This window comes from Streptomyces viridochromogenes DSM 40736 (assembly GCF_000158955.1).
In the GTDB taxonomy this organism is placed as follows: domain Bacteria; phylum Actinomycetota; class Actinomycetes; order Streptomycetales; family Streptomycetaceae; genus Streptomyces; species Streptomyces venetus.
Genome location: NZ_GG657757.1, coordinates 6587395 through 6614177 on the forward strand (window position 1 = coordinate 6587395; position 26783 = coordinate 6614177).

General features: G+C 71.5%; 21 protein-coding genes and 3 pseudogenes. 11 read left to right on the forward strand and 13 right to left on the reverse strand.

The annotated features are described in order from the left end of the window. Nucleotides 1-25: 25 nt before the first annotated feature. The 8 genes and pseudogenes from SSQG_RS43755 to SSQG_RS29095 all read right to left on the reverse strand — a co-directional run bounded on the left by SSQG_RS43755 (nucleotide 26) and on the right by SSQG_RS29095 (nucleotide 10641). Nucleotides 26-547, reverse strand: coding sequence for a 3-oxoacyl-[acyl-carrier-protein] synthase III C-terminal domain-containing protein (locus tag SSQG_RS43755; RefSeq protein WP_003993494.1), 522 nt, complete (start codon nucleotides 545-547; stop codon nucleotides 26-28). After that, nucleotides 544-978: a hypothetical protein gene (locus SSQG_RS43760; protein ID WP_338117289.1), complete on the reverse strand. Its 435-nt coding sequence runs from the start codon at nucleotides 976-978 to the stop codon at nucleotides 544-546. The genes SSQG_RS43755 and SSQG_RS43760 overlap by 4 nt, the downstream gene beginning before the upstream one ends. Further along, nucleotides 975-2381 (reverse strand): phosphopantetheine-binding protein, encoded by a 1407-nt coding sequence (locus SSQG_RS43095; RefSeq protein WP_338117312.1) that lies wholly within the window; start codon nucleotides 2379-2381, stop codon nucleotides 975-977. Before SSQG_RS43095 ends, SSQG_RS43760 begins: the two co-directional genes overlap by 4 nt. Before the next feature lie 51 nt (nucleotides 2382-2432). Further along, nucleotides 2433-2906: pseudogene (locus tag SSQG_RS44085) on the reverse strand (KR domain-containing protein); the annotation flags it as partial. A 36-nt stretch (nucleotides 2907-2942) separates the two neighbouring features. After that, nucleotides 2943-7232: pseudogene (locus SSQG_RS29080) on the reverse strand (type I polyketide synthase); the annotation flags it as partial. Further along, complete coding sequence (locus SSQG_RS29085) at nucleotides 7229-8242, reverse strand: ester cyclase (protein WP_003993496.1); 1014 nt, start codon at nucleotides 8240-8242, stop codon at nucleotides 7229-7231. The pseudogene SSQG_RS29080 and the gene SSQG_RS29085, both read right to left, overlap by 4 nt. Beyond that, nucleotides 8239-9582 carry an NAD(P)/FAD-dependent oxidoreductase gene (locus SSQG_RS29090; RefSeq protein WP_003993497.1) on the reverse strand — a complete coding sequence of 448 codons (1344 nt, stop codon included), beginning with the start codon at nucleotides 9580-9582 and terminating at the stop codon, nucleotides 8239-8241. The genes SSQG_RS29085 and SSQG_RS29090 overlap by 4 nt, the downstream gene beginning before the upstream one ends. A gap of 54 nt (nucleotides 9583-9636) precedes the next feature. Then, nucleotides 9637-10641: a 3-oxoacyl-ACP synthase gene (locus SSQG_RS29095; protein ID WP_244299274.1), complete on the reverse strand. Its 1005-nt coding sequence runs from the start codon at nucleotides 10639-10641 to the stop codon at nucleotides 9637-9639. A gap of 453 nt (nucleotides 10642-11094) precedes the next feature. Here SSQG_RS29095 and SSQG_RS29100 point away from each other — a divergent pair, with 453 nt between their 5' ends. Further along, on the forward strand, nucleotides 11095-11628 hold the full coding sequence (locus SSQG_RS29100) for an RNA polymerase sigma factor (RefSeq protein ID WP_039935488.1): 534 nt from the start codon (nucleotides 11095-11097) through the stop codon (nucleotides 11626-11628). 90 nt (nucleotides 11629-11718) lie between these two features. On the opposite strand, the gene SSQG_RS29105 is transcribed toward SSQG_RS29100, so the two are convergent. Further along, nucleotides 11719-12522 (reverse strand): VOC family protein, encoded by an 804-nt coding sequence (locus SSQG_RS29105; protein WP_003993500.1) that lies wholly within the window; start codon nucleotides 12520-12522, stop codon nucleotides 11719-11721. A gap of 250 nt (nucleotides 12523-12772) precedes the next feature. On the opposite strand from SSQG_RS29105, the gene SSQG_RS29110 reads away from it, so the two are divergent. Then, nucleotides 12773-13624, forward strand: a complete 852-nt coding sequence (locus tag SSQG_RS29110) for a sulfurtransferase (protein WP_003993501.1) — start codon at nucleotides 12773-12775, stop codon at nucleotides 13622-13624. Between the two features lie 80 nt (nucleotides 13625-13704). On the opposite strand, the gene sepH is transcribed toward SSQG_RS29110, so the two are convergent. From sepH to SSQG_RS29125, 3 genes are all read right to left on the reverse strand, one after another. Further along, a complete protein-coding gene (gene sepH, locus SSQG_RS29115) occupies nucleotides 13705-14739 on the reverse strand; it encodes a septation protein SepH (protein ID WP_039933832.1) in 1035 nt (344 codons plus the stop codon). A gap of 484 nt (nucleotides 14740-15223) precedes the next feature. Then, a complete protein-coding gene (locus SSQG_RS29120) occupies nucleotides 15224-16543 on the reverse strand; it encodes a D-arabinono-1,4-lactone oxidase (protein WP_003993503.1) in 1320 nt (439 codons plus the stop codon). Then, entirely contained in the window at nucleotides 16503-17741 is a 1239-nt protein-coding gene (locus SSQG_RS29125) for an MFS transporter (RefSeq protein ID WP_003993504.1), read from the reverse strand. The genes SSQG_RS29120 and SSQG_RS29125 overlap by 41 nt, the downstream gene beginning before the upstream one ends. A 171-nt stretch (nucleotides 17742-17912) precedes the next feature. Here SSQG_RS29125 and SSQG_RS29130 point away from each other — a divergent pair, with 171 nt between their 5' ends. The 6 genes and pseudogenes from SSQG_RS29130 to SSQG_RS29155 all read left to right on the forward strand — a co-directional run bounded on the left by SSQG_RS29130 (nucleotide 17913) and on the right by SSQG_RS29155 (nucleotide 24159). Further along, complete coding sequence (locus SSQG_RS29130) at nucleotides 17913-19040, forward strand: ferrochelatase (protein WP_003993505.1); 1128 nt, start codon at nucleotides 17913-17915, stop codon at nucleotides 19038-19040. 8 nt (nucleotides 19041-19048) lie between these two features. After that, nucleotides 19049-19863 (forward strand): annotated as a pseudogene (locus SSQG_RS29135) (inositol monophosphatase family protein). 699 nt (nucleotides 19864-20562) lie between these two features. Beyond that, nucleotides 20563-21216 carry a response regulator transcription factor gene (locus SSQG_RS29140; protein ID WP_003993508.1) on the forward strand — a complete coding sequence of 218 codons (654 nt, stop codon included), beginning with the start codon at nucleotides 20563-20565 and terminating at the stop codon, nucleotides 21214-21216. A gap of 4 nt (nucleotides 21217-21220) precedes the next feature. Beyond that, nucleotides 21221-22453 carry a sensor histidine kinase gene (locus SSQG_RS29145; protein WP_003993509.1) on the forward strand — a complete coding sequence of 411 codons (1233 nt, stop codon included), beginning with the start codon at nucleotides 21221-21223 and terminating at the stop codon, nucleotides 22451-22453. A 406-nt stretch (nucleotides 22454-22859) separates the two neighbouring features. Further along, complete coding sequence (locus SSQG_RS29150) at nucleotides 22860-23156, forward strand: DUF4193 domain-containing protein (protein ID WP_003993510.1); 297 nt, start codon at nucleotides 22860-22862, stop codon at nucleotides 23154-23156. 13 nt (nucleotides 23157-23169) lie between these two features. Further along, nucleotides 23170-24159: a hypothetical protein gene (locus SSQG_RS29155; RefSeq protein ID WP_003993511.1), complete on the forward strand. Its 990-nt coding sequence runs from the start codon at nucleotides 23170-23172 to the stop codon at nucleotides 24157-24159. Nucleotides 24160-24214: 55 nt separating this feature from the next. Here SSQG_RS29155 and SSQG_RS29160 read toward each other — a convergent pair whose 3' ends face one another. Beyond that, complete coding sequence (locus SSQG_RS29160) at nucleotides 24215-24673, reverse strand: DUF3093 domain-containing protein (protein WP_003993512.1); 459 nt, start codon at nucleotides 24671-24673, stop codon at nucleotides 24215-24217. Between the two features lie 58 nt (nucleotides 24674-24731). Here SSQG_RS29160 and SSQG_RS29165 point away from each other — a divergent pair, with 58 nt between their 5' ends. The 3 genes from SSQG_RS29165 to SSQG_RS29175 all read left to right on the forward strand — a co-directional run bounded on the left by SSQG_RS29165 (nucleotide 24732) and on the right by SSQG_RS29175 (nucleotide 26756). Beyond that, complete coding sequence (locus tag SSQG_RS29165; RefSeq protein WP_003993513.1) at nucleotides 24732-25316, forward strand: PaaI family thioesterase; 585 nt, start codon at nucleotides 24732-24734, stop codon at nucleotides 25314-25316. A gap of 116 nt (nucleotides 25317-25432) precedes the next feature. Beyond that, nucleotides 25433-26002, forward strand: a complete 570-nt coding sequence (dut, locus tag SSQG_RS29170) for a dUTP diphosphatase (RefSeq protein WP_039933840.1) — start codon at nucleotides 25433-25435, stop codon at nucleotides 26000-26002. Nucleotide 26003: 1 nt separating this feature from the next. Beyond that, the gene (locus tag SSQG_RS29175; RefSeq protein WP_003993515.1) at nucleotides 26004-26756 is read left to right on the forward strand and encodes a DUF3710 domain-containing protein; all 753 of its coding nucleotides are present in this window, start codon (nucleotides 26004-26006) and stop codon (nucleotides 26754-26756) included. Nucleotides 26757-26783 lie beyond the last annotated feature (27 nt).

The window sequence follows — 26783 nt, forward strand, 5'->3', positions numbered from 1 at the left end:
GTCGAACTCCTCCCTCCGTTCATGGTCATCGCGGCCCCCGATAGGTGAGGACGGCGGCGTTGAAAGTGGCGCCCGCGCCGACCGAGGCCATCACGTAGTGCCGGCCCTCCGTCAGCCGGCCCTCCTCGCGCAGCGTCGTGTAGTTGACGAAGACGTCGGAGGCGAAGCAGTGGCTGTACCGCGCGACGTTGTCCAGGAAGACGCGCTCGGCCGGGACGTCCAGTTCCGCGCTGGTCTGCCGCCACGCCATCAGGTTGACGTTGTGCGGGATGATCAGGTCGATGTCGGGCAGGGTGAGCCCGGCCTCGGCGACGGCTTGCCGGACCACCTCCGCGAGCGTCGGAGCGTACGCCTTGCCGAAACGGGCCAGCTCCTCGGCGGGCAGCGAGAGGAGATCCGCGAAGTCGCCGAGAGTACGGGTGACATGGGACAGGACGGGGTGGGCCGGGCCCTCCACCGCGACCAGGCAGGCGGCCGCGGCCTCACCCATGATCGCGGTGTTGGGAACCAGCCGGACCAGCGGGGAGAAGGACTTCTCTCCGGTCACACGAGCGCCCGGTCGCGGGGGTCGCCGCCGCGCAGCAGCGCGGCGGCGACCTCCAGGGCGCCGAGTCCGGTGGCGCAGTTCTGCTGCGTCATCGAGAACGCTTGGGCGTGCCCGAGACCGAGCTGGTCCCGCACCTGGCGCGCGACGTCCGTCGCCGCCGGTGCCACCTGGTGGATGGCCCGGGCGTGAATGACGTACCGCACCCGGTCCGGCTCGGCGAGCCCGGCCACGATGTCCCGGGCCGCCGAGACCACCAGGTCCAGCAAGGGGAGTTCCTCGTCGAGCCGCAGTGTGTGCAGTCCGTGCACTCTGCGGAACAGCGCGACCTTCGCGCGGCTCAGACCGAGAGGCCGTGCCATCGACTCCACCGCGACCGTGCGGTCGGGCATGGCGGACTCGATCCTCTCCAGCGTCAGCAGGGGCCGGGTCATCCGCTCTCCCCGCCCCGGTCCGCGGCGAGGGCCGCGCGCAGCCACTCGTCCACGGCGCGGGCCGTCGTCGCCGCGTGCTCGCCCAGCATGGTGAAGTGGTCACCGGGCACGTCGACGACCGTGTCGGCCAGCGGCCAGCGCGGTCGGTCGTGCGACCCGGAACGCTCCTGCGCCCGCACCAGAACCGTCGGCACCCCGATGCCCTCAGGGGCCCAGCCGTCGAAGACGCGCAGATAGCCGCCCATCGCGATCAGCCGGTGGTCGTCCATCCAGACGCTGCTCTCCGGCGCCAGCATCTGGTCGGCCACCATGGAGAGGTCGTCCAGGTCCAGGGGGCAGGCGAGGGTGTCGATCAGCACCACCGCCCGGGGCGCCGCGCCCCGCTCCGCAAGCCGCCGCGCCACGGCGTGGGCGATCCAGCCGCCGGTGGACCGGCCGAGGAGCACCAGCCCCCGGTCTCCGGCGAGATCCAGGGCGGCCTGCGCCTGCGCGTCGGCCAGGGCCGTCAGCGACGCGGGCAGCTCCTCGCCGGGAGAGAAGCCGGGAAGCGGCGGAACCGACACGGCACGGCTCGGGAGAGCGGCGGTGAAGGCGGCGTACTCCTGCGGCCCGGAGATCGCGATCATGGAGGGGAAGCAGACCACCACGGGACCCCCCTCCGGCCCACTGGCCTTCGGGAAGGCGGCCGGCGCCGCCCCTTCGTCGCGGGACGGGCGCAGTTGGGACGCCGTGACCAGCAGGTCCACCGCGTCCCCGAGCCGGTGCCGCTCGTGGGCGTCGCGGAAGAGGGAGACCAGGGTGCCCCCGCCGTCCTGGCCCGTCGCCGGTGAGCCGGCCGGGACGGCCCCCAGCTGCCCGTCCACGAAGGCGGCCAACTGCTCCGGCGTCGGGTGGTCGAAGACCGCGGTGGCCGGGAGCCGCAGACCGGTGGCCTGGTTCACCGCGTTGCGCAGCTCCAGCGAGGTCAGCGAGTCGAATCCCAGATCCCTGAACGACGTCTCGGCGTCGACGGCGTCGGCACTGTTGTGGCCGAGCACCCCGGCGACAGCGGCCGACACCGCCTCGGTCACGGCCTTCGCCCGTTCCTCTCCGGCGAGCCCGGCCAGCCGGTCGCGCAGTGTCGGGCCGGCCGGGACGCCCGTCGCGGGCGCGGCGGCGGCCGCGGAGCGCCGTGCCGTGCCGCGCACCAGTCCGCGCAGCAGCGGCGGCAGCGCCCGCGCCGAGTCGCGCAGTGACTTGCGGTCCAGCCGCACGGGGACCAGGACGGGCCGTCCGGTCGCGCACGCGGCGTCGAAGAGGGCCGTGCCCTGCTCCGGAGTGATGGCCAGCACTCCGTAGCGCTCCATCCTCTTGAGGTCCGCGGCCCCGAGCGTGCCGGCCATGCCGCCGCTGGGTTGCCACATGCCCCAGGCGAGCGCGGTGGCGGGCAGCCCCCGGGCGGCGCGGTGCTGGGCCAGCGCGTCCAGGAAGGTGTTGCCCGCCGCGTAGCTGCCCTGTCCCGGGCTGCCCAGCGTGCCGGCGACCGAGGAGAACAGCACGAACGCCTTCAGACCGGTGCCCTCGGTGAGTTCGTGCAGGTGCAGGGCCGCGTCCGCCTTGGGGCGCAGGACGGTGTCCAGCCGCTTGGGGGTCAGTGACGTGACGACCCCGTCGTCGAGAACGCCCGCGGGTGTGGACCACGGCTGTCAGCGGATGCTCGGCCGGGACGGTGCGCAGGAGCCCGGCCAGCGCCTCGCGGTCGCTGACGTCGCATGCCGCGACGGTTGACGTCCCGCTCCCAGCTCTCGCAGCTGTGCGGTCAGTTCGGCGGCTGCGGGCGCGGAAGGTCCCGACCGGCTGGTGAGCAGCAGCCTGCGGGCGCCGTGCTCGGTCACCAGGTGACGGGCTAGCAGAGCGCCGAGTTCGCCGGTGCCGCCGGTGATCAGCACCGTGCCCTGCCAGGCGGCGGGATCCGGTTCGACGGCGGCCGAGACGGCGGCCCTGACCAGGCGAGGAGTGAGCCATGTGCCGCCCCGCACCGCGAGTTGAGGCTCACCCGAGGCCAGCGCCGCCGCGAGGTCCGGGCCTCGGAGCTGTTCGCCGATGTCATCGTCACCGTCGAGGTCGACGAGGACAAAACGCTCCGGCGCCTCCGACTGGGCCGACCGGACCAGACCCCACACCGGGGCAGCGGCCAGGTCGGAGACGTCCTCGTCGGGCCGCGCCGCGACGGCCCGGCGGGTGACCAGCACCAGCCGGGACGGCGCCTCGGGCCCCTCGGTCAGCCAGGTCCGCAGCAGGTCGAGCACCTGGCCGGTGGTCTCCCGCAGGGCGCCCGCGAGGTCCGTGCCGATGGCCCCGGCACAGTGCACGACGGTGTCCTGGGCCATGCCGCTCCCACCCGCCAGCGCCTCCAGCGCGGCCGCCGGGGTGGTGAAGTGCCGCACCGTGCGGGCCGGGGCGGTGCGGGAAGCCGACGGGAGCTCCGTCCAGTCCACCTGGTGGAGTCCGTCGGGAGCGGTCACGCGGGCGGTGCCGAACTGCCCGACCGAGGCGGCGCGGGAGACGAACCCCTCCACGGTGATGACCGGGTTGCCCTCCGGGTCCGCGGCCGTCAGCGTGACCGTGTCGGCATCCTGGCGGGTGTAGCGGACTCGCAGTGAGGAGGCTTCGAGCGCGTGCAGCCGTACGCCGTTCCAGGAGAAGGGCAGTCGGCCCGAGGGGGTGCCGTCACGCAGCTCCTCCCACGCCAGGGCGTGCAGGGCCGCATCGAGCAGCGCCGGGTGCAGCCGGAACCGCGCTGCCTCAGCCGCCGGCTCCTCGGCCAGGTCCACCTGCGCGAACAGCTCGTCCCCGCGCCGCCATACGGCGGTCAGGGCCTGGAAGGCGGGACCGTAGGCGAAGCCGGTGTCGGCCAGCCGGTCGTAGAGGCCGTCGACGTCCACCTCGACGGCGTCCCGCGGCGGCCACTCGGTGATGCCGGACTCCGGCGTGGCCTCCTCGGCGCGGGCGAGCCGGCCCGCGGCGTGCAGCGTCCAGGCCGCCTCGTCGTCCCCGGCCTCGTCGTCGGGCCGTGAGTGCACCGTCACCGGACGGCGGCCGTCCGGCTCGGGAGCGCCGACGATCAGCTGGACCCGGATGCCGCCTTCCTCCGGCAGGACCATCGGTGCCTGGAGCGTCAGTTCCTCCACCGTCTCGTGCCCGGTGTGGGCACCTGCCAGGTTCGCCAGCTCCAGCAATGCCGTACCGGGCACCAGAGTCCTGTCGAAGACGACATGGTCGGCGAGCCACGGGTGGGTCCGACCGGAGAGGCGACCGGTGAAGACCGCCGTGTCGCCGGCGGCCAGAGTGGTGACGGCCCCGAGCAGCGGATGGTCGGCCGCGGTGAGGCCGACGGAGGAGACGTCGCCGGGCGCGTCCGGCTCGTCCAGCCAGTACCGCTGCCGCTGGAAGGCGTAGGTGGGCAGGTCGACACGGCGTGCGCCCAAGCCCTCGAAGAACGCCTCCCAGTCCACGAGGACACCGCGGACGTGCAGCTCGGCGACGGCCGTGACGAGGGAGTGGGGCTCGGGCCGGTCCCGGCGCAGCAACGGCGCGACCAGGGCGTCGTGTTCGTCGCCGAGGCACTGGCGGGTCATGGCCGAGAGCGTGCCGTCCGGGCCGATCTCGACGAACGTCCTGACCTTCGCCTCCCGCAGGGTGGCGACCGCGTCGCTGAAGCGGACGGCTTCGCGTACGTGCCGGACCCAGTACTCGGGCCGGCCCAGGGTGTCCGCACCGGCCACCTCTCCGGTGACGTCGGAGACCACGGGGATGACGGGAGCCGCGAACGAAAGGCTCTCCACCACGGCGGCGAAGTCGTCCAGCATGCCGTCCATGTGGGGCGAGTGGAAGGCGTGGCTGACCGTGAGCCGCTTGGTCTTGCGTCCCTGCCCTTCGAAACGCGCGGCGACGGCGGTGACGACGTCCTCGTCACCCGAGATGACGAGTGAGCCGGGGCCGTTGAGCGCGGCGACCGACGCGCGGTCCTCGGCGCCGGCGAGGGCGGCGAGGGCCTCCTCCTCGGTGGCCTGCACGGCGATCATCGCGCCGCCGCCGGGCAGGTTCTGCATGAGCCGCCCGCGGGCCGCGACGAGCTTGGCCGCGTCCGGGAGCGAGAGCACTCCGGCGACATGCGCGGCGGCGATCTCGCCGATGGAGTGGCCGGTGACGAAGTCGGGCCGCACACCCCAGCCTTCGAGCAGCCGGAACAGCGCCACCTCCAGGGCGAACAGGGCCGGCTGGGTGTACTCGGTCCGGTCGAGCAGCCCGTCGGCGTCCTCGTCGGCGAAGACGACCTGGCGCAGCGGGCGGGCGAGGTGCTCGTCCAGCGCGTCGCACACGGCGTCCAGAGCGGCGGCGAACGCGGGGTACGTGGCGTACAGTTCGCGTCCCATGCCGAGCCGCTGGCTGCCCTGGCCGGTGAAGAGGAACGCGGTCCGCCCCGCCGCCCGGGCCTGGCCCTGGACGGCGGATGCGGTGGGGGTGCCGTCGGCGACCGCCTCGAGGGCGGAGAGCAGGGTGTCCCGGTCGCCCGCGGTGAGGACGGCGCGGTGCTCCATCGCAGCACGTGAGGTGGCCAGGGAGTAGGCGATGTCGAGGGGGTGCTCCCCGCCCAGGGCCGCCAGCAACTTCCGGGCCTGGGCGCGCAGCGCCTCCGCGCTTCGTCCGGACAGCAGCCAGGGGAGAACGAAACCCTCGGGCGGCTCCGGTCGCACAGCGGCCTCGGGCGCCGCGCCGGCCCTGTCGGAGGGCGCGGGCTCCTCGAGGATGACATGGGCGTTGGTGCCGCTGATGCCGAAGCTCGAGACACCCGCCCGGCGCGCCCGGTCGGAGGCGGGCCACTCGACCGGCTCGGTGAGCAGCCGGACGTCGCCGGAGGACCAGTCCACGTGTGGGCTCGGCGCGTCCACGTGCAGGGTTCGGGGCAGTCGGCCGTGTTCCATGGCCTTGATCATCTTGATGATGCCGCCGATTCCCGCGGCGGACTGGGTGTGACCCACGTTGGACTTCAGCGAACCGAGCCACAGCGGTCGGCCGTCGCGTCCCTGGCCGTAGGTGGCCAGCAGTGCCTTGGCCTCGATGGGGTCGCCGAGCTTGGTGCCGGTGCCGTGCCCCTCGACCACGTCCACGTCGCTCGCCTTGAGCCCGGCGGCGGCCAGCGCCTCACGTATCAGCTTCTCCTGGGAAGGACCGTGCGGGGCGGTGAGCCCGTTGCTCGCGCCGTCCTGGTTGACGGCCGAGCCGCGGATCACGGCCAGGACGCGGTGCCCGTGGCGGCGGGCGTCGGACAGGCGCTCCACGATCAGGGAACCGACACCCTCGGCCCAGGAGGTGCCGTTGGCTCCGGCGGCGTACGACTTGGCCCTCCCGTCGGCCGCCAGACCGCGTTGCCGGCTGAACTCCGTGAAGGAGAAGGGCGTGGCCATCAGCATCACACCGCTCACGACCGCCAGGCCGCACTCGCCGCGCCGCAGCGACTGACCCGCCATGTGCAGGGCCACCAGCGAGGAGGAGCACGCGGTGTTGACGGTCACGGCGGGGCCGTCGAATCCGAAGGAGTAGGAGATGCGGCCCGACGCGACGCTTCCCGCGCTGCCGACACCGAGGTAGCCGTCGAAGCCCTCGACCGGGGACTTGAGGAAGCGGAGGCCGTATTCGTCGAACATGATGCCGACGAAGACGCCGGTGTCGCTGCCGCGCAGGGTGTCCGGGACGAGCCCGGCGTTCTCGAACGCCTCCCACGTGGTTTCCAGCAACAGACGCTGCTGGGGGTCGACGGTGACGGCCTCGCGCGGCGAGATGCCGAAGAACGAGGCGTCGAAGTCGGCCGCGTCGTGCAGGAAGCCGCCCTCGCGGACGTAGCTCTTGCCGATGCTCTCCGGGTCCGGGTCGTACAGGTTCTCCAGATCCCAGCCCCGGTCGGTCGGGAACCCGGTGATCGCGTCGCGGCCCTCGTCCACCAGCCGCCACAGCTCGTCGGGGGTGGTCACGTCGCCGGGGAACCGGCAGCTCATGCCGACGATCGCCAACGGCTCGGTGTCCCGTTCCGTCACCTGCCGCAGACGGGCCTCGACACGGTCGAGTTCGGCGGTCGTGCGCTTGAGGTACTGCAACAACTGCGCTTCGGTGGACGTGTTCTCGTCCGACATGCTCTGCTCGGGCATCCTCAGCTTCTCTTCGCTAGGCACGGGTCGGGTCCGGGAGTCGTGGGGCGAGGGCCGCGGCGGGATCACCCGGCGTCGTCCAGGGGCCGGAGCCTGGTGTCCAGATAGGCCAGCAGTTCCTCGGCGGACGTCGCCTGGACGGGCTTGCCTGCCACGGCCCCCTCCGGCGCGGGCGTGAGCCGGTCCAGCAGGGCGCCGAGCCGTCCGGCGAGTTCGGCGCGGAGACGCCCGTCGGCGTCGTCACCGGTGAGTTCGGCGGCGGCGTCCTCCAGCCGGTTCAGGGCCGCCGACAGGGACACGGGCGCGCCTTCGGCGCTGGTGGTGAGCCGGGTCCACAGGTGGTCGGCGAGCGCCCGCGGAGTGGGCTGGTCGAACACCGTCGTCGGGGTCAGCGGGACGCCCGTCAGCTCGTCGAGCAGCTCGCCGAGGACCACGGCGGTCAGGGAGTTGACGCCGAGGGTCAGGAAGCTCTCGTCGCCGGACGCGGTACGCAGCTCCGCGATCTCCGTCGCATCGGCCGCGGCGTCGAGCACGTGCTGCAGGAGCAGTTTGCGCCCGGCGTCCTCCGGCAGTTCCGCGAGCCGCTCGCGCAGTTCCTCCGCCGGGTCGGCCCCTTGCGACCCCGCGGTCGTGCCGCCGAGGACGCCGAGCTGGGCGTAGAGGTCGAGCTGGTCGTCCGAGAGCCAGTACTCGGCGATCCGGCCGTCCTCGAAGCGCAGGATGTCCACGCCGCGGAAGGCGACACGGGTGCCGGCGGGGGCGGTGGCGGCGGCGGGGCGGCCACCCTGCCAGGTGCCCTCGAACACCCATCGGCCGATGGCGTAGTCGCCGACGATGAACGGGCCCAGCTCTCCGGTGATCCGGGCGTCGTCGTCGAAGGAGGAACGGAAGGCGGCGATCCACGAGGCGACGGACGGACCGTCGTGGAGGGTCGCGGGGTCCGGCATGCCGTGCTGGGGGATGTTGACCCGCATGGTGCGCGACAGGATGGTGTCGGCGATGGCGAAGTCGCCGTTCCACAGACGGGACCAGGCGTCCCACAACTCCCGGTGCGTCAGGACGGTGGCCGGCGCGGTCATCGGGCGGCCTCCGTGCTCTCCTGGCGAGTGCCGTCGGGGCCGGTCGTGTGCGTTCCCGCTCCCGGCGCTCCGCCGGACAGGATCCGCAGGGACTCCTCCGACAGGCTCCAGCCGGTGACCTTCTCGGTGCGGGCGACGATCTCGGGGGCCATGTAGTCCTCCACCGTGATCAGGCGGGAGCCGAAGATGTGGAAGTGCTCCGCCAGGCGGGCATCGCGTGCCGCGCCCTCGAACATGAACGCCTCGATCTCGTTGAAGGGGCGCGCCAGGGCGTAGTCGGCGATGAGGTGCTGATGGGCGCCGGTCTCGGTGGCGTGCCGCTTCGCGTAGTCGGCGAGCGCACCGTCGAGCGGGTCGTCCCCGGTGAGCGCCGGGGCGGTGGCCTCGACCAGCCACGAGGCCGACTGCATGGCCCAGGCGCACCCCACCGCGGAGAGGGGGTCGCTGGTGAGGGCGGCGTCACCGATCAGGGCGAACCCGGGACCGGAGGGCTGACGGGCGATCAGCGGGTAGTTCACGGTGCCGATGACCTTGGAGATCCGCTCGGCCTTGTCGATGTCGGGGCCCTCCGGCAACGAGCGGACGAAGTCGAGGTAGGCGCCCTCGATGTCCTCGCGGAAGTCGTCGAGCCGCGCTTTGGACACAACGGCGGCGACGACGGTCACCCCGTCCTCGTTGGGCATCACGTAGGCGTTGTCGGGGTCGAGGTAGTAGACACGCGCGGAGGTGCGGCCCTCGGGGTGGCGCAGCCCGCGGAAGTACGCGAAGTAGCTGAAGCGATGGTTCTCCGCGGTCTCGGACGGGGCACCGGCCAGACGCGCGACCGTGGAGTCCTTGCCGTCGGCGCCCACGACGAGCGGTGCCCGCAGGTCGAAGGAGCCGTCGGCCGAGGTGCCGGCCACACCGGTCGTCCGGCCGTCCTCCACGAGCAACTCGTTCACGGTGTGGCCGAGCCGCAGGTCGACGCCGTCGGTGCCGGCCGCCGTCCGGCGCAGCAACGGGTCGAGCGACTGCCGGCGGACGCTGTAGCCGTGCGGCAGCACACCGGGGCCGGTCTCGGCTTCCGGTCTGATCCAGCCCCATTTCGTCCAGTAGTCCGCGGAGTTGCGTATGGCGCCGATGCCGTCGAGGGCGTCGGTCAAGCCGAGTTCGGATATCACGGGATAGGCCGCGGCCTGTATGTAGTGGGTGCACAGCACCTTGTGGGCGTCCATGCTGGAACGGCGTTCCAGCAGCGCCACCCTGGCTCCCTGGCGTGCGTACAGAATCGCCGCCGTACAGCCTGCAACACTCGCCCCATTGATGACGACGTCATAATTTTGGGTCCGGTTTTCTGGCACGACTGACCTCTCGTACGTTCTTGGTGAAATACAAGGAGTGAGTTCCCGGGAGGGTCAGACGGCCTGAACCACGGCACACGACCAGGTAAAGCCGCCACCGCCGCCGATCAACACGGCGAATTCACCGGACTCGAGCTCCGGTGACGCGGAGACATGGGCCATATTGGCGAACATGTCACCTGCCCCCAGATGTCCGCTGCCCTCTCGCTCCCGCAGCGTCTTCCCGGCCACCAGTCCCTCCAGGACGGGCAGATACATCATGTCGAGAACACTGTCACTGAGGCGGGGCAGAGCCACATAGCGGATACGGCCGTCGCCCGGCTCGAGATCTGCTTCGGCGAGCGCCTTCAGAAGGACAGCGCGCACGCACGCTCGCGCCGACTCGGTGAAGGCGGTGATTCCCCCGTGCTCCTCCAGGTAAGCCTTCTTGGGTCTTTTGACATCGACACGGCCACCGCGCCAGAGAGGCGCCGGGCTGAAATCGTCCCGACCGCGGTACATCGACTCGTACTGGGCGTCCGTCACGAAGGCGAGCGACTTCAGAACGAGTCCGGAACGGGGCCGCCCCGTATCCACACGGCGCAGGAGTGCCGCTGTACCGGCGTCGCCGTAGACCACTCCGTAGTCCGCGGCCCAGCGGTCGAATCCGGGAGGGCAGAAACGGTCCGCGGTGGTGACCAGCGCGACCTGGGGGCGTGCGTCCGCGATGAGCTTGTCCACGGCCACGCCGAGTGCCGCGGCGCCCGCGTTGGACATCTGCTGGACGCCGAGCGGGAGTGCGGAGCCGGCTCCGACCCGGGCGGCGATGTAGTGGGCGGGCGACCAGAAGTCGTGGCCTTGGTGGTACAGCCAGCCGTGCACCACCAGGCCGATGTCACCGGGATCGCACGTCGAGGCGTCGAGTGCCCGCTCAGCGGCCAGTACCGCCATGTCGGGTGCCGATGTCCCGGACACCGGGACCGCGGTCAGCCCGAGGTCGCGACTCTCCTCGGCGGTGATCCTGCCCTCCGCCACCATCGCGGACGCCGTCTCACGCTCCTCCGGTAACCATGTCGTCACCGCTTCCAGGACAAGAAGTCCTGCGCCTTTCATAAATCATTCCCCCGTGTAGCTGCACAGGGCGGCTTGGTCGTGCCGCTCCTTTTGCGTGCCGTTTCGCCTGGTCCATGAAACCGCTCACCCATGGAACGTACGGCGGCGTCCTGTCGATCGTGGCACGTGCCCCTGGCGGGGCCCCGCTCGCTCACTTCACATCTCTTGGTTGCGCGAACCGCCAATCGGTTTACAGCCAACGCCCAACAGGCGTAGTGACGTCCGTCACAGCAACTGCCGGCCGGTATTCGAGTCGCGGACCGAAGCGGATGCGGAATGCCGTCCTTCGTTTTCCGGGTCCGCTTTTCGTCGTCGAGGTGGCCGAAACCGGCCGGATGGCGCGGAGTCACCCATGGCATGATGAAGAAGAGTCGGCCCGCCCATGAGGGTGCGGGCTACGGGGAGACTAGGTTTTCGGAGATGACCTCAGCGCTTATTCTGCGCAGCACGCACGAATCCGATCGATCGACGGCAATTGCCCACCTCTTCGTCACCTATCGGTCACGTCTGATCAAGCTCGCCGTCACGTTGGGTGCGGATTCCGATGCAGAGGACATCGTCGCGGAGGCCTTCTATCAGCTCCACAAGAATTGGGATGATTTACGCTCTCCGGAAGCGGCGGCGGGCTACCTCCGGGCGGTGGTGCGAAACTTGGCCCGGATGAGGTTGCGGCGCCTTGTGATCGCCCGTCGTTACGCGGAGCCCCGGCTGTGCGAGCCCGTGGTGCGCTCGGCCGAACAGCAGGCCCTGCTGAATAACGATCAGCGGGCGGTGGTCAAGGCCCTCAGAAGGCTCCCTCGCCGTCAATTCGAGGCGCTGATCCTGAAACACTGGATGAACCTGAAAGAATCGGAAATCGCCGAGACGATGGGCATATCGGTCGGTGCCGTGAAGTCCCATACGTCACGGGGTATCACACGGCTCTCCCAGATGCTCGAGACGCGGGTCGCGTAACCTGCCGGCTCCCGCCGGCTGGTCCGCCACCGCTGCCGCTGCCGCGTGACCGCGGCGACCGCGGCGACCGCCCGGGTCGGGTGCCGGCCGTCACTGCCGCCGTTGCAGCAGCGCGAACCGCGCCCCCTCCGGATCCGCCACCGACGCCACCCGGCCGTGGGCGGTGTCGTGGGCCGGCCTGAGGACGTGTCCGCCCAGGAACACCAGGTGCTCCACGGCGTCGTCGACATCGGCGACCTGGAAGTACGTCACCCAGTGCGGGCCCCGGTCGCGGGGGAGGGCATGCCCGAGGCCGTGGATGCCGGCGACGGGTTCACCGCCACGGTGCAGGGTCACGTAGTCGAAGCCGGCGGAGATAACCGCCTCCTCCTCGTAACCGAACACCGTCCGGTAGAACTTGGCGGCGCTCGCCGACTCGAAGGTCAGCAGCTCGTTCCAGGCGGGTGTGCCGGGGACGCCCGAGAGGGCCGGGCCGAGGTGCGCCGCGGCCTGCCAGAGGCCGAAGACCGCGCCGGAGGGGTCGGAGCCGATCGCGAGACGGCCGGTGTCGGCGGCGTCCAGCGGGCCCACGGCGATGGTGCCGCCGCGGCTGCGCACCGAGTCGGCGGTGAGGTCAGCGTCGGGGGAGGCGAAGTAGGGCGTCCAGGCGAGGGGCAGATGGCGGTCCGGCGGCAGCAGCCCGATGCCGGCCACCTCGCGCCCGTCGAGCAGCGCGCGCACATACGGGCCGAGTTGCTGGGGGCCCGGCCGGAACTCCCAGCCGAATAGGGCTCCGTAGAAGTCCTCGGTCGCGGTCAGCCCGTGCACCATCAGGCTCACCCAGCAGGGTGAGCCGGGCGTGTGCCGAGCGGGCGCTTCGCCGTTCGGGTCGGCGAACTCCCGTGCGTCGGTCATCGTCACTCTCTTCTCGGCCTCGCAAAGGCCGTGCTCTCCGCAGCCCTCGTGGGGCCCGTCCTGCGGGGCGACCATGCCCGGGAGAATGCCCGAGGTGCGGGTGCTGTCCCTTGCGGCGCGCTTGTGGGCATGTGTCGCTCAGCTGTACAGCATGTGCTTGTTCCCGTACGCCACGTGATCGCCCCGGTCCGGCCGAGCAGAGTAGCCGGACATGAAGGGCTCGGCCACCCCCGTGCGCGAGGATGGAGCCATGAACGCCACCATCTCCGCATCCGACCTCGCGAACGACCTGGCGGCCGCCGTCCCGCCGGTCCTGCTCGACGTCCGCTGGCAGCTCACCGCGGCCAAGGCGGCCGGTGAGCCGCCGTACGACGGCCGGGCCGAGTACGAGTCAGGGCACCTGCCCGGGGCCGTCTTCGTCGACCTCGACCGGGAGTTGGCCTCCGCGCCGGGTGAGGGCGGCCGGCATCCGCTGCCGGACCTCGCACGGTTCGGTGCCGCGATGCGCCGGGCGGGCGTGTCGTCCCGGACGCCGGTGGTCGTCTACGACGGCGGTCAGGGCTGGGCGGCCGCCCGGGCGTGGTGGCTGCTGCGCTGGACGGGCCACCCGGACGTGCGAGTCCTCGACGGCGGGTTGCCGGCCTGGCAGGGGCCGTTGGAGAAGACCGTGCCGACACCCACGGAGGGCGACTTCGTGCCCGAGCCGGGTGCGGCGGGACTGCTCGACGCCGACGCCGCCGCGGAGTTGGCGCGGTCCGGGGTGCTGCTGGACGCGCGGGCGGGGGAGCGGTACCGGGGTGAGGTCGAGCCGATCGATCCGGTGGCGGGGCACATCCCGGGCGCGGTGTCGGCGCCCACCACGGAGAACGTGGGGCCGGACGGCCGCCTCCTGCCCGCCGAGGAACTGTGCGCGCGTTTCAAGGGGCTTGGCGTGACCGGGGACGAACGGGTCGGCGTGTACTGCGGGTCGGGCGTCTCCGCGGCCCACGAGGTCCTCGCCCTGGCGGTCGCGGGTGTTCCGGCGGAGCTGTACGTGGGGTCGTGGTCGGAGTGGTCCTCGGACCCTGACCGGCCGGTCGCGGTGGGGGCGGATCCCCAGTAGGACGGCATGAGGAGAGGGCCGCGCCACCAAGGCACGGCCCTCTCCCCGTCATGCGGCCGGTGTCAACGCCGTGACCCCGGCTACTCCTGCTTCTTGCGCCGCGTCCCGAACACGATCTCGTCCCAGCTCGGGACGGCGGCTCTGCGACCCGGCCGGACACCGTCGGCCTCGGCCTGCCGGTCCGTGGATCCGATGAGGCGGTCGCGGTGGCTCCCGACCGAACGCGGCATGAGGACGTCCGCGTAGGCGGAACCGGCCGAGGCCGCGGGGGCCGGAGGCTCCTCCGCCTCGGGCTCGGCGACGGGCTCCTCCTCGGGCTCCGGCGCCGCGATTTCCGGTACCACCAGGTCGCCGCGGAAGCTCGGCACCGCCTCCAGCAGGCTGGTCAGCGAGTCCCGTTCACCCGTGGTCTCCTCGGCCGGTTCGGACGCCTGGGCCGGCAGGCTGGGCCGCTCCCGGTCGGCGGGACGGTCCAGCGGCCGGTCGCGTGGCAGCCGGGCGATCCGCGGGACGAACGGGAAGCTGGGCTCGGGCGCGGCCAGGTCGTCGGACTCGCCGATGAGCATGCGCGCCTCGTCGTCGACGGCCTGGACGAGCCGCCGGGGCGGGTCGTACGTCCAGCTCGCCGAGTGCGGCTCGCCCGCGACGCGGTAGACCAGCAGGACCTCCCACGTGCCGTCGTCGCGACGCCACGAGTCCCACTGGACGGTGTCCTTGTCGACGCCGCGGATCAGCAGCCGCTCCTGCACGGCCTCGCCCAGCGGCGGGCCGGAGTTCTCACCGGGGCGGCGGACCGGGGTCTTGCGGGCGCGCTCGGCCATGAACGCACGCTCGGCCAGCACCGGCCCCTCGAAACGGCGGACCCGGTCGACGGGGATGCCGGCGAGCTGCGCGACCTCTTCCGCCGTCGCGCCCGCTCGTATACGTGCCTGGATGTCGCGGGGGCGGAGATGGCTCTCCACCTCGATCTCGATCTGGCCGAGGCGGGGACGGTCGCCGCGCACGGCGGCGCGGAGCCGTTCGTCGATGGGAAGCGTGTACTCCGTGCTGTCCGCAGCCTTCAGCACCAGCCGTGTGCCGTCATTCGAGACGGCCACGACACGCAGTTCGGGCATGGGGACCTCCCGGGTGGTGCCTGCCGACGTCACGTGCGTCGCTGCTTCCGCTAGTCGAGTGTGGCCTGCCCGGGTGCAGCCTGCCACAACCTTGCCGAGTTGCCCGGCGTGTCGGGCACGGGCCCTGGATCGCCGTTATGGCACGGTTACCTGTTCGCAACGCTAAGTAACGAACCCTGTCACCCTGTGCAACTAGCCCCCCTCCCGGCGGTCCTTGAAGGCCCCGTACACCCTGATGGGAGACCGGGCCCAGGGTTCGCCACAGTACTCCATTTGGGCCACGTGCGTGGATTGGCACGCCGTCCAACTTCTGGCAAGAGGTGCGACTCGGTCGCCCCATGCCCCCTTTCCGTGATCTTGAACGTGGGGAAGTTCACGTAATCACCAGAAACGGAACGGAGGGGTGCAAGCGGGGTCGGCCACGGAATCCACTCCGGACGCGCACGGGAGCGAAGCCCCCGGGAGTGCGCCCCCGGTGCGTCGCCTACGCCCCCAGAACCCGCCGCAAGTAGTCGTTCTGGAACCGCCGATCAGGGTCGAGGCGGTCCCGCAACGCCGTGAACTCGGCGAAGCGCGGATACACCCGGGAGAAGTACTCGGCGTCCCGGGTGTGGACCTTCCCCCAGTGCGGGCGTCCCTCATGGGCCGTGAAGATGCGTTCGGCCGCGGTGAAGTACCGCTGGTAGGGCGTGCCCTGGAACATGTGGACGGCGACGTACGCGCTGTCGCGGCCGGAGGCGGTCGACAGCGTGATGTCGTCGGCCGGCGCGGTGCGCACCTCCACCGGGAAGCTGACCTTCAGGCCGGAGCGGTCCACCATCGTCCTCAGCTCGCGCAGCACCGCGGTGACGGCCGCGCGCGGTACGGCGTACTCCATCTCCACGAAACGCACCCGGCGCGGTGACGTGAAGACCTTGTAGGGGATGTCGGTGTACGTCCGCGCGGACAGGGCCTTGCTGGAGATCTGCGCGATCGCGGGGATCGTGGCGGGCACCGCGCGGCCGACCCAGTTGGCCACCTGGAACACCCCGTTGGAGAGGAACTCGTCCTCGAACCAGCTCTGGAGCTGGGGCACCGGCTTCTCCGGGCCCGCGCTGCGGTTGTTGCGCTTGGTGTTGGTGTTGCCGGTGTGCGGGAACCAGTAGAACTCGAAGTGCTCGTTCTCGGTCCACAGTTCCTCGAAGTCCGCGAGGACCCTGTCGAACGGCATCGGCTCCTCACGGGCCGTCAGCAGGAAGAGCGGCTCGACGGCGAAGGTGATCGCCGTGACGATGCCCAGGGCGCCGAGGCCGAGCCGGGCGGCGGCAAAGACCTCCGGATTCTCCTTCTCGGAGCAGGTGAGGACCGAGCCGTCGGCGGTGACCAGCTCCAGGCCCTTGATCTGGGCGGCGATCGAACCGGAGTCGCGCCCCGTGCCGTGCGTGCCGGTGCTGGTGGCCCCGGAGACCGTCTGCTCCATGATGTCGCCCATGTTCGTCAGCGACAGTCCCTCACGCGCGAGGGCCAAGTTGAGCCTCTTGAGCGGGGTGCCGGCCTCCACCGTGACGGTCATGGCGTCGCGATCGATGCCGCGTATGCCGGTCAGCAGCTGAGGACGGATCAACACGCCGTCCGTCGCGGCTATGGACGTGAAGGAGTGCCCGCTGCCGACGGCCTTCACCCTGAGGCCGTCCTCGGAGGCCCGCCGCACGGCGGCGGCCAGCTCGTCGACGGAGGCCGGGGTGACCTCCCGCGCGGGACGCGCGGAGACGTTGCCGCCCCAGTTACGCCACGTGCCGTTCTTTCCGTTCGCCGTGCTGCTCAACGGAGCCTCCCCGACCCGGCGCCGGCCGCTTGAGCCGGCGACACCCCAGGAAACCCACCGCGACCGCGACGGCACCGGCCACGGCCGGAACCCCGTACCCGGCACGCGCCCCGGCCGCGTCGATCACCCAGCCGGCCGCGGAGGAGCCGAGTGCGACCCCCACCGCCAGTCCCGTGCTCACCCAGGTCATGCCCTCGGTGAGCTGCGCGCGTGGTACGTGCTCCTCGATGAGGGACATCGTCGTGATCATCGTCGGAGCGATGGACAGACCCGCAACGAACAGCGCCACAGCCAGAAACGGCAAGTTCCCGACCAGTAGGAGGGGGATCATACTCACGGCCATGGCACACACGCCCAGCAGCCACCGACGTTCCGGCGCACCGGCGAAGTGCATCAGGCCGAAGACCGTCCCCGCGACGCAGGAGCCCGCCGCGTACAGCGCGAGAACGACGCTCGCCGCGGCCTTGTGCCCCTCCTCCTCGGCGAAGGCCACGGTGACCACGTCGACCGCCCCGAAGATCGCCCCCGTCGCCACGAACGTGGCCACCAGGACCTGAAGGCCCGGCGAGCGCAACGCCGTACCGCCGCCCTGCCGCTCGCGCGGGTGCGGCGCGGGCTCGGTGGCGCGCTGCGCGGTCAGCCAGAAGACGCCGGCCGCCAGGAAGCAGGCGGCCAGCAGCGGACCGGCCTCGGGGAACCACGCCGTGGACAGACCGATGGAGATGATCGGTCCGAAGACGAAGCAGACCTCGTCCACCACGGACTCGAAGGAGTACGCGGTGTGCAGCTTTGGGGTGCCCCGGTACAGGGCCGCCCAGCGGGCCCGGACCATCGCTCCGACGCTCGGGACGCAGCCGATGCCGACGCACGCCGCGAACAGCACCCAGTCCGGCCACCGGTAGTGCGCCGCGCACAGCAGGACGGCCGCGGCGGTCAGCGAGATCAGGGTCGCCGGCCGCAGCACCCGCCGCTGCCCGTACTGGTCCACCAGGCGCGAGACCTGCGGTCCGGCCAGCGCCGCGGTCAGCGCGATGGTGGCCGACAGGGCGCCGGCCAGGCCGTACCGCCCGGTGAGCTGGGAGACCATCGTGACCACGCCGATGCCCATCATCGACAGGGGCATCCGGCCGAGGAAGCCCGCGGCGGAGAAACCCTTGCTGCCGGGGGCGGCGAACAGGGCGCGGTAGGGGCTGGGCAACGGGGGCTCCGAAAGGCTCAGTAAGCTGCGAACGCAGTCGACACAGCTTACGGCCCGGTCGTGCCGCCGTGCACCGGTTCGAGCCAGCTCGAAGCGCCGCCCGACCGGGCCGCCGCCGAGGCGTCACCCCGCCGTTTCCCGGCTGTCGGTGCAGGGTGGCAGGATCGAGTCATGCCAGACGCGCGCGACGCCAGCCCCTACGACGCCCTGCTCCTGCTCTCGTTCGGCGGCCCGGAAGGCCCGGACGACGTGGTCCCGTTCCTGGAGAACGTGACGCGTGGGCGCGGCATCCCCAAGGAACGCCTCAAGGAAGTCGGGCAGCACTACTTCCTGTTCGGCGGGGTCAGCCCCATCAACGACCAGAACCGCGCCCTGCTGGACGCCCTGCGCAAGGACTTCGCCGAGCACGGCCTGGACCTGCCGGTCTACTGGGGCAACCGCAACTGGGCGCCGTACCTGACGGACACGCTGCGCGAGATGGTCGGCGACGGCCGCCGCCGCGTCCTGGTCCTCGCCACCAGCGCCTACGCCTCCTACTCGGGCTGCCGCCAGTACCGCGAGAACCTCGCCGACGCGCTGGCCGCCCTGGAGGCCGAGGGCCTGGAGCTACCGAAGATCGACAAGCTGCGGCACTACTTCAACCACCCGGGCTTCCTGGAGCCCATGATCGACGGGGTGATCCGCTCCCTCGCCGAACTCGACGAGGACGTCCGGGACGGGGCGCACATCGCCTTCTCGACGCACTCCATCCCGACGGCCTCCGCCGACACCTCCGGAACCGTCGAGGACCACGGCGACGGCGGCGCGTACGTCAGGCAGCACCTGGACGTGGCGAAGCTGATCGCGGAGGCCGTCCGGGAGCGCACCGGCGTCGACCACCCCTGGCAGCTCGTCTACCAGTCCCGCTCGGGGGCCCCGCACATCCCGTGGCTGGAGCCGGACATCTGCGACCACCTGGAGGAGCGGCACGCGGCGGGCGTCCCGGCCATGGTGATCGCGCCCATCGGCTTCGTCTCCGACCACATGGAGGTCCTCTACGACCTCGACACCGAGGCGAAGGCCAAGGCCGAGGAACTGGGGCTGCCGATGCGCCGCTCGGCCACCGTCGGCGCCGACCCCCGGTTCGCCGCGGCGGTCCGCGAGCTCGTCGTGGAGCGCGCCGCCGTCGAGCGCGGGCAGGAGGTCACGCCGTGCGCCCTCGGCCCCCTCGGCGCGAGCCACCACCTCTGCCCGGTCGGCTGCTGCCCGGCCCGCGCCCCCCGGCCCGCCGCCGCGGGCGCCGACAGCCCCTACGCGTGAGGAGCCCCGTGACCGACCCCCTGCACACCGAACTGCTCGAACTCGCCCAGGAGGCCGCCCGGCGTGCGGGCGCGCTGCTGCGGGACGGGCGCCCGGCCGACCTGGCGGTCGCCGCCACCAAGTCCAGCCCCATCGACGTCGTCACGGAGATGGACATCGCGGCGGAGAAACTGATCACCGGTCTGATCGCCGAGCACCGCCCCGACGACGGCGTCCTCGGTGAGGAGGGCGCCGCCACGGAGGGCACGAGCGGCGTCCGCTGGGTGATCGACCCGCTCGACGGCACGGTGAACTACCTGTACGGGCTGCCCACCTGGTCCGTCTCCGTCGCCGCCGAGCAGGACGGCGAGACCGTCGTCGGGGTCGTCACGGCCCCCATGCGCGGCGAGACGTTCCACGCGGTGCTCGGCCGCGGTGCCTGGGCCACCGGCGCTTGGGACGGCGAACGCAGGCTGGCCTGCCGCCCCGCGCCGCCCCTGGACCAGGCACTGGTCTCGACGGGATTCAACTACGTCGCCGAGGTCCGCACCCACCAGGCCGAGGTCGCCCGGCGGCTGATCCCGCTGCTGCGGGACATCCGGCGCGGCGGCTCGGCCGCGGTCGACCTGTGCGACCTGGCGGCGGGACGCCTCGACGGTTACTACGAGCGCGGTCTGCACGCCTGGGACCTCGCGGCGGGCGACCTGATCGCCCGTGAGGCGGGCGCGCTGACCGGTGGACGCCCCGGAGAGCGCCCGTCGGGCGATCTCACGGTCGCGGGGACCCCGGGGGTCTTCGAGCCCCTCCAGCGCCTCCTGGAGGACTTCGCGCCTGGCACGACTGAGACGGCCCGTCCGACGTACGAGGGCCGACGACACGCTGAACACCGCGTGAACACGGCCGCAGGACGACGAAGCGGGGCCCCGGCGCTGGATTCGCCGGGGCCCGCTCCGTACAGCCTCGTCAGACGCTCGTCGCGCCGACCTCCACACCGTGCTCGGCGGCGAGACGGCGCAGGTCGTCGAGCTCGCCCTGTTCCACGTCGACGAGGAAGTCGTCGCCCTCGTCGCGAGCCCGGGACAGATCGGACTCGGTCGTCCTTATGCGCTGCAGAAGTCCTGCGGTGAATGCGTCCATGCTGCGCCCCCTCGTCCTGGGTCGTGGGTCGATGGCACGGGGGTGTGCCGTTCGGAAGGGACGATCACGTCTCCGGTGGATGCCCAGCGCCGCTCAGCTGGGCGGCGACGGTGCCGGACACCCACGCCCGCTCCGCGGACAAGCGGCTTGATGCGCACCGCATGGTGGTGCGGTACCAGCAGAGTGTGATCGTGGGATGTAAAGCCGTCCTCCCCAAGCTCCCCTCCGTGGAAACCTAACCGGAGGAGAAAATCTCTTATTCCCTCCCGGGTCCGGCCCTCTCACCTGCCTTACCTCCGACTTATGGCCGAAAAGGGCAGGATGGAGAGCAACACACCACGGAAGACCCCTGCCCGCGTGCGCCCGTGAAGGGCCGTGCGGGCGGACATCAGGAAGGACCAGTGACGTGCGCGTACTCGTCGTCGAGGACGAGCAGCTGCTCGCCGATGCGGTGGCCACCGGACTGCGCCGGGAAGCTATGGCCGTCGACGTCGTGTACGACGGTGCGGCCGCCCTGGAGCGCATCGGCGTCAACGACTACGACGTGGTCGTCCTCGACCGCGACCTCCCGCTCGTGCACGGCGACGACGTCTGCCGCAAGATCGTCGAGCTCGGCATGCCCACGCGCGTGCTGATGCTCACGGCGTCCGGCGACGTCAGCGACCGGGTCGAGGGCCTGGAGATCGGCGCCGACGACTATCTGCCCAAGCCGTTCGCGTTCAGCGAGCTCATCGCCCGTGTCCGCGCCCTCGGCCGGCGCACCAGCGTGCCCCTGCCGCCCGTCCTGGAGCGCGCCGGGATCAAGCTCGACCCCAACCGCCGCGAGGTCTTCCGCGACGGCAAGGAGGTCCAGCTCGCGCCCAAGGAGTTCGCCGTCCTCGAAGTGTTGATGCGCAGCGAGGGCGCCGTCGTCTCCGCGGAGCAGCTGCTGGAGAAGGCCTGGGACGAGAACACCGACCCGTTCACCAACGTCGTGCGCGTGACGGTCATGACCCTGCGCCGCAAGCTCGGCGAGCCGCCCGTGATCGTCACCGTCCCCGGCTCCGGCTACCGGATCTGATCCCATGGCAGCGACACCCGCGCCTCCGCAGGCGCCCCCGAAGCCCACCTGGGACCCCAGGAGGCCCGTGCCGCCCTTCCCGTGGCTGCGCCCGACCATCCGCATACGGCTCACGCTGCTCTACGGCGGCATGTTCCTGATCGCCGGCATCCTGCTGCTGTCGATCATCTACCTGCTGGCGGCGCAGGCGCTGAACGTGGGCAGCGAGCTGCCGTTCAAGATCGTCGAGGGCAAGGTCACCAGCGACATCTGCAACCTGCCCGACCAGGCCTCGCCCAGCGAGTTCAACAACGCGATGAACCAGTGCGTGAACGACCAGCGCCAGCACGCCCTGGACAGCCTGCTCAGCCGCTCGCTCCTGGCCCTGCTGGGGCTGGCGGTCATCGCCTTCGCCTTCGGCTACGCCATGGCCGGCCGCGTCCTGTCCCCGCTGGGCCGGATCACCCGCACCGCACGCACGGTGGCGGGCTCCGACCTGTCCCGCCGGATCGAGCTGGACGGCCCGGACGACGAGCTGAAGGAGCTGGCGGACACCTTCGACGACATGCTGGAGCGACTCCAACGCGCCTTCACGGCCCAGCAGCGCTTCGTCGGCAACGCCTCGCACGAGCTGAGAACGCCGCTGGCGATCAACCGCACGCTCCTCGAAGTGCACCTGTCCGACCCGAACGCGCCCGTGGAGCTCCAGCAGCTCGGCAAGACGCTGCTGGCCACCAACGAGCGCAGCGAGCAGCTCGTCGAGGGGCTGCTGCTGCTCGCCCGCAGCGACAACCAGATCGTCGAGCGGGGTCCGGTGGACCTCGCCGAGGTGGCCTCGCAGGCCATCGACCAGGTGCACGGCGAGGCCGAGGCCAAGGGCGTGCGGATCCGCGGCGAGCAGAAGCCCGCCGTCGTCCAGGGCAACGGGGTGCTGCTGGAGCGCATCGCGCTCAACCTCGTCCAGAACGCCGTGCGCTACAACGTGGCCGAGGACGGCTGGGTCGAGGTCACCACCGAGGTCCAGCACGGCCACGCGGTCCTGGTCGTCTCGAACACGGGCCCGGTCGTGCCGGCGTACGAGATCGACAACCTCTTCGAGCCGTTCCGGCGGCTGCGCACGGAGCGAACGGGGAGCGACAAGGGTGTAGGGCTCGGCCTGTCCATCGTCCGCTCCGTGGCCCGGGCGCACGGCGGGCACATCTACGCCCAGCCGCGCGAGGGAGGTGGGCTCGTCATGCGGGTCACGCTGCCCATCTGAGATCATGGCGCCGATCAACTCGGCGGCACACGGGGATGTTCGCTTTGCGCGGAATTTCTGAGACCTCTCCGCTTGCATGCCGTGTGTGATCGATCACAGAGACGCCTTTCCGGCCATCTACGCTCCGTGATCATGCACCCTGTCGGAAAGCCGGGAAAATCCCGGTTTTCGGGGGTCTTGATCACGGGAAGTACACGGTGAGACGCCTTTGGTGTGCGACATTCGGACCGTGTACGGTCCCCATCGCCATCCAAGCCGATCACTCGTGAGGGGTCCGGTTGGGTGTCGATTGAGTAACAGACCTTGATGTGAGGCAAAATCTCCGCCTCAGGTCGGGCACAAGTCCGGCCTCTCACGCGTTACGTGCGCTGGAGACACCACAGACACCCAGAGGGGGAGAGCGACAATGGCAACCGATTACGACACTCCACGCAAGACCGACGACGACGTTGACTCGGACAGCCTCGAAGAGCTGAAGGCCCGCAGGAACGACAAGTCGGCCTCCGCAGTGGACGTCGACGAGTTCGAGGCCGCCGAAGGCCTCGAACTGCCCGGCGCCGATCTCTCGAACGAGGAGCTCGCCGTCCGGGTGCTCCCGAAGCAGCAGGACGAGTTCACCTGCATGAGCTGCTTCCTGGTGCACCACCGCAGCCAGCTGGCCCGGGAGAAGAACGGTCAGCCGATCTGCCGCGACTGCGACTGAGGACGGGTCGGCCGTGACTGGCTCGACCCCTCCCTGGAAGCGCCGCTTCTCCAAGCGGAAAGCGGACGAAGGGCCGACGGACGGCCCGTGGCAAGGCGCGCGTGACAACGAGCGAGGCTCCACCGGTACGGGGGCGGCCTCGCTCGAACCGGCAGCGGACCGGGCTGACCTCCCGGCGTCCGTGGACGTCCCCGCACCCGTCGAGAGGCGGACGGCGGGGACGTTCCGGGAACGGGCCAGAGAAGGCGCCCGCAAGGGCTCGGTACGGGCCCGGGCCACGCTCGCGCACCTCGCCGACCGGATCATCGAACTGGCCCCGCGGGTCCCCGTACGGGACCTGGCGACCCTCCGCAGGCAGTTCCCGGACCTGGGTCCGGAAGAGCTCGCGGACAAACTCGTCGCGGGCGCGGCGGCGGCGACCGCGACGGTCGGAGCCGGTGTCGGCGCGGCGGCGATGCTCCCCGTGCCGCCCGCGATGCCGACGGAACTCGCCGCCGAGGTCACCGGCGTCGCCGCGATCGAGCTGAAGCTGATCGCCGAGCTCCACGAGGTCTACGGCCTACGGCCGCCCGGCAACCTCAAGCAGCGCAGCACCGCGTACCTCGACTCCTGGTCGGGGGAGCGCGGGATCGACGCGACCAAGCCGTCGACCGTGAGCGTCGCGCTGAACAGCCGCATGAAGCGCGAACTGCGCCAGCGGATCACGAAGCGGATGGTCCGCAACATGCCGAATCTGATCCCCTTCCTGGTGGGCGCCGCCGTCGGAGCGGCCATGAACCGCAGCGAGACCAGAAAGCTCGCCACCCGGATCCGCGAGGACCTGCGAAGGATTCAGGTGCCCTGGGAGGCCCTCGAGGCCCTTCCCGCCCTGGAACGCCCCGCGGACGCCCTGGAGATGGGCGAGATCACGCACGACCCCCTGGGCCGCCACGACCGCGGCAAGCGGGACAGTGAGCGCGGCGGGCGAGACAGCAGACGCGGCAAGCGGGACGACGGCCGCTGAGCCCGGCCGCCGCCCGAGGGACGCCGGATGCCGGGTGACGCCCCGCGCACATGTGCTACGCGGCCTTCGCCGCCCTCAGCGCCTCCGCCAGACGCTCCGGCTCGCGGGTGGACAGGTACAGGTACGGAGTCGGGTCCTCCGGGTCCGTGACCTTCACGCGCAGAGCCGTGGGGATGTAGGCGCGCAGCAGCAGGAAGGCGCGCGGGTCGGCCTTGTGGGTGCGCCAGGCGCGGGCCTCCTCGGCGTCCAGCACCTCCGCGTCGCCCAGTGCCGCCACCGGGATCTTGGCCTCGCCCGCGATCAGGGAATCGCCGACCACACGGATGCGGATCGAGCCGTACGAACTCGCGGCGACGGCCGCGACCGCGGTGCCGCCGGCCAGCCCGCCGAGCATCGGCAGCGTGCCGAAGGGGAGCAGGATCAAGGCCATGGAGACCCCGACGAGGAACGAGATCAGCCACCAGGACCGGGGAGCGGTGAGCCGTTCTTCGTAAGGGGCGGCGGAGAGCTGCATGGAGCCAAGCTTGACACGGTGTCCGGAACGGGCCGACGCGCGGGTAAGGTCTCCGGCTGTGAGTCGTACTTCCGCAGCTCTTCAGCCGCCGGCCGACGCCGTGCAACCGGTGCGACATCCGGACGCTCCCGCGCCCGGTGAGCTCCTCGGTGCGCACTACGGCCAGTGTTTCGGCTGTGGCGGCGACCAGCCGCACGGGCTGCATCTGGAGGCACGTGCGGGCGAGGGCGTATCACTCACCGCCGAGTTCACCGTGCAGCCCGCCCACCAGGGCGCTCCGGGCCTCGCGCACGGCGGAGTGCTCGCCACGGCCCTGGACGAGACCCTCGGCTCGCTGAACTGGCTGCTGCGCACGATCGCCGTGACCGGACGGCTCGAGACCGACTTCGTCCGGCCCGTGCCCGTGGGTACCACGCTGTACCTGGAGGCCGAGGTGACGGCGGTGGCCGGGCGGAAGATCTTCTCGACCGCCACCGGACGGGTCGGCGGCCCGGACGGGCCCGTCGCCCTCCGCGCCGACGCGCTCTTCGTCGAGGTGAAGGTCGACCACTTCGTCGACCACGGCCGCCAGGAGGAGATCCAGGCCGCCATGAGCGACCCCGATCAGCTCCGGCGCGCCCGCGCCTTCGAGGTGAACCCGTGAGTCCGGAAGGCCGCTTGAGCTCCACGGCCGCCACGAACGACCCGAAGAACCTCACGACTCCCGCGACTCCCGCGACTCCCAAGACCCCCACGAGCACCGTGAGCCCGGAAGACCCCATGACTCCCACCAGCCCCGTGAGCCGTCAGCCGGTGGACGTGCTGATCCGGCGCGTCGACCCCGACGTCCCGCTTCCCTCCTACGCGCACCCCGGTGACGCGGGAGCCGATCTGCGCACCACCGAGGCGTGCCAACTGGCGCCCGGCGAGCGGGCCGTGCTGCCCACGGGAGTGTCTGTGGCGCTGCCCGAGGGGTACGCGGCCTTCGTGCACCCGCGTTCCGGTCTTGCCGCCCGCTGCGGCGTCGCCCTGGTGAATGCCCCGGGGACGGTTGATGCCGGGTACCGTGGGGAGATCAAGGTGATCGTGGTGAATCTCGACCCGCGCGAGGCTGTGCGGTTCGAGCGCTTCGACCGGATTGCCCAACTGGTAGTCCAGCAGGTCGAGAGGGTCCGCTTCCAGGAGGTGGCGGAGCTTCCCGACTCCGCGCGGGCCGAGGGGGGCTTCGGGTCCACCGGAGGCCACGCCGTGGTGGACGGGACGAGCGGCACAAGCGGTCAGGCCGCCCTGGGCGGTCAGGCGGGTGGGAATCGATACGCTTCGGTCGTATCCGACCGGGAAGGACAGTGACGTGTTCGGACGTCGCAAGAAGAGGGATGCCGCCGAGGACGCGGCCGGCGAGGCCGAGCAGGTCGTCGACGGTGTCGACAGTGAGGCAGGCGGCCAGGGCGAGCGTCTGAGGCTCGAGCCGGCGCCGCGGCCCGACGGGCCCTGGGACAGCTCCGAGGTCCACGACCCGGCCGAGGGCAGGGTCGACCTGGGTGGTCTGTTCGTGCCGGGCGTCGACGGCATGGAGTTGCGCGTCGAGGTGGCGGGCGACGCGATCGTGGCGGCGACGGTCGTGCTGCAGGACAGCGCGATCCAGCTCCAGGGCTTCGCCGCACCCAAGCGCGAGGGCATCTGGGGCGAGGTGCGCGAGGAGATCGGCACCGGCATCACCCAGCAGGGCGGCATCGTCGACGAGGTCGAGGGGCCGCTGGGCTGGGAGCTGCGCGCCCAGGTGCCGGTGCAGCTGCCGGACGGTACCGGCGGCTTCCAGGTCGTACGGTTCGTCGGTGTGGACGGCCCCCGCTGGTTCCTGCGCGGGGTCATCTCGGGCCAGGGCGCGGTGCAGCCGCAGGCCGCCGGGCTGCTCGAGCAGATCTTCCGGGACACGGTCGTGGTCCGCGGCGAGGGCCCGATGGCGCCCCGCGACCCGATCGTCCTGAAGCTGCCGAACGACGCACAGATGGTCCCCGAGGGCGTCCAGCAGGAGGAGGGCTCCCGTTTCGCCGGCGGAATGGGCCAGCTCCAGCGCGGACCCGAGATCACCGAGGTCCGCTGAGCGTTCGTCAGTGACATCAGGGCCGCA

Bases quoted from the DNA above. Each gene is read 5' to 3' on its own strand.
- SSQG_RS43760 (WP_338117289.1), bottom strand. From the start codon at position 978: ATGACCCGGCCCCTGCTGACGCTGGAGAGGATCGAGTCCGCCATGCCC.
- SSQG_RS43095 (WP_338117312.1), bottom strand. From the start codon at position 2,381: ATGTGGCAACCCAGCGGCGGCATGGCCGGCACGCTCGGGGCCGCGGAC.
- SSQG_RS29085 (WP_003993496.1), bottom strand. From the start codon at position 8,242: ATGACCGCGCCGGCCACCGTCCTGACGCACCGGGAGTTGTGGGACGCC.
- SSQG_RS29100 (WP_039935488.1), top strand. From the start codon at position 11,095: ATGACCTCAGCGCTTATTCTGCGCAGCACGCACGAATCCGATCGATCG.
- SSQG_RS29105 (WP_003993500.1), bottom strand. From the start codon at position 12,522: ATGACCGACGCACGGGAGTTCGCCGACCCGAACGGCGAAGCGCCCGCT.
- SSQG_RS29110 (WP_003993501.1), top strand. From the start codon at position 12,773: ATGAACGCCACCATCTCCGCATCCGACCTCGCGAACGACCTGGCGGCC.
- sepH (WP_039933832.1), bottom strand. From the start codon at position 14,739: ATGCCCGAACTGCGTGTCGTGGCCGTCTCGAATGACGGCACACGGCTG.
- SSQG_RS29130 (WP_003993505.1), top strand. From the start codon at position 17,913: ATGCCAGACGCGCGCGACGCCAGCCCCTACGACGCCCTGCTCCTGCTC.
- SSQG_RS29145 (WP_003993509.1), top strand. From the start codon at position 21,221: ATGGCAGCGACACCCGCGCCTCCGCAGGCGCCCCCGAAGCCCACCTGG.
- SSQG_RS29150 (WP_003993510.1), top strand. From the start codon at position 22,860: ATGGCAACCGATTACGACACTCCACGCAAGACCGACGACGACGTTGAC.
- SSQG_RS29160 (WP_003993512.1), bottom strand. From the start codon at position 24,673: ATGCAGCTCTCCGCCGCCCCTTACGAAGAACGGCTCACCGCTCCCCGG.
- dut (WP_039933840.1), top strand. From the start codon at position 25,433: ATGACTCCCACCAGCCCCGTGAGCCGTCAGCCGGTGGACGTGCTGATC.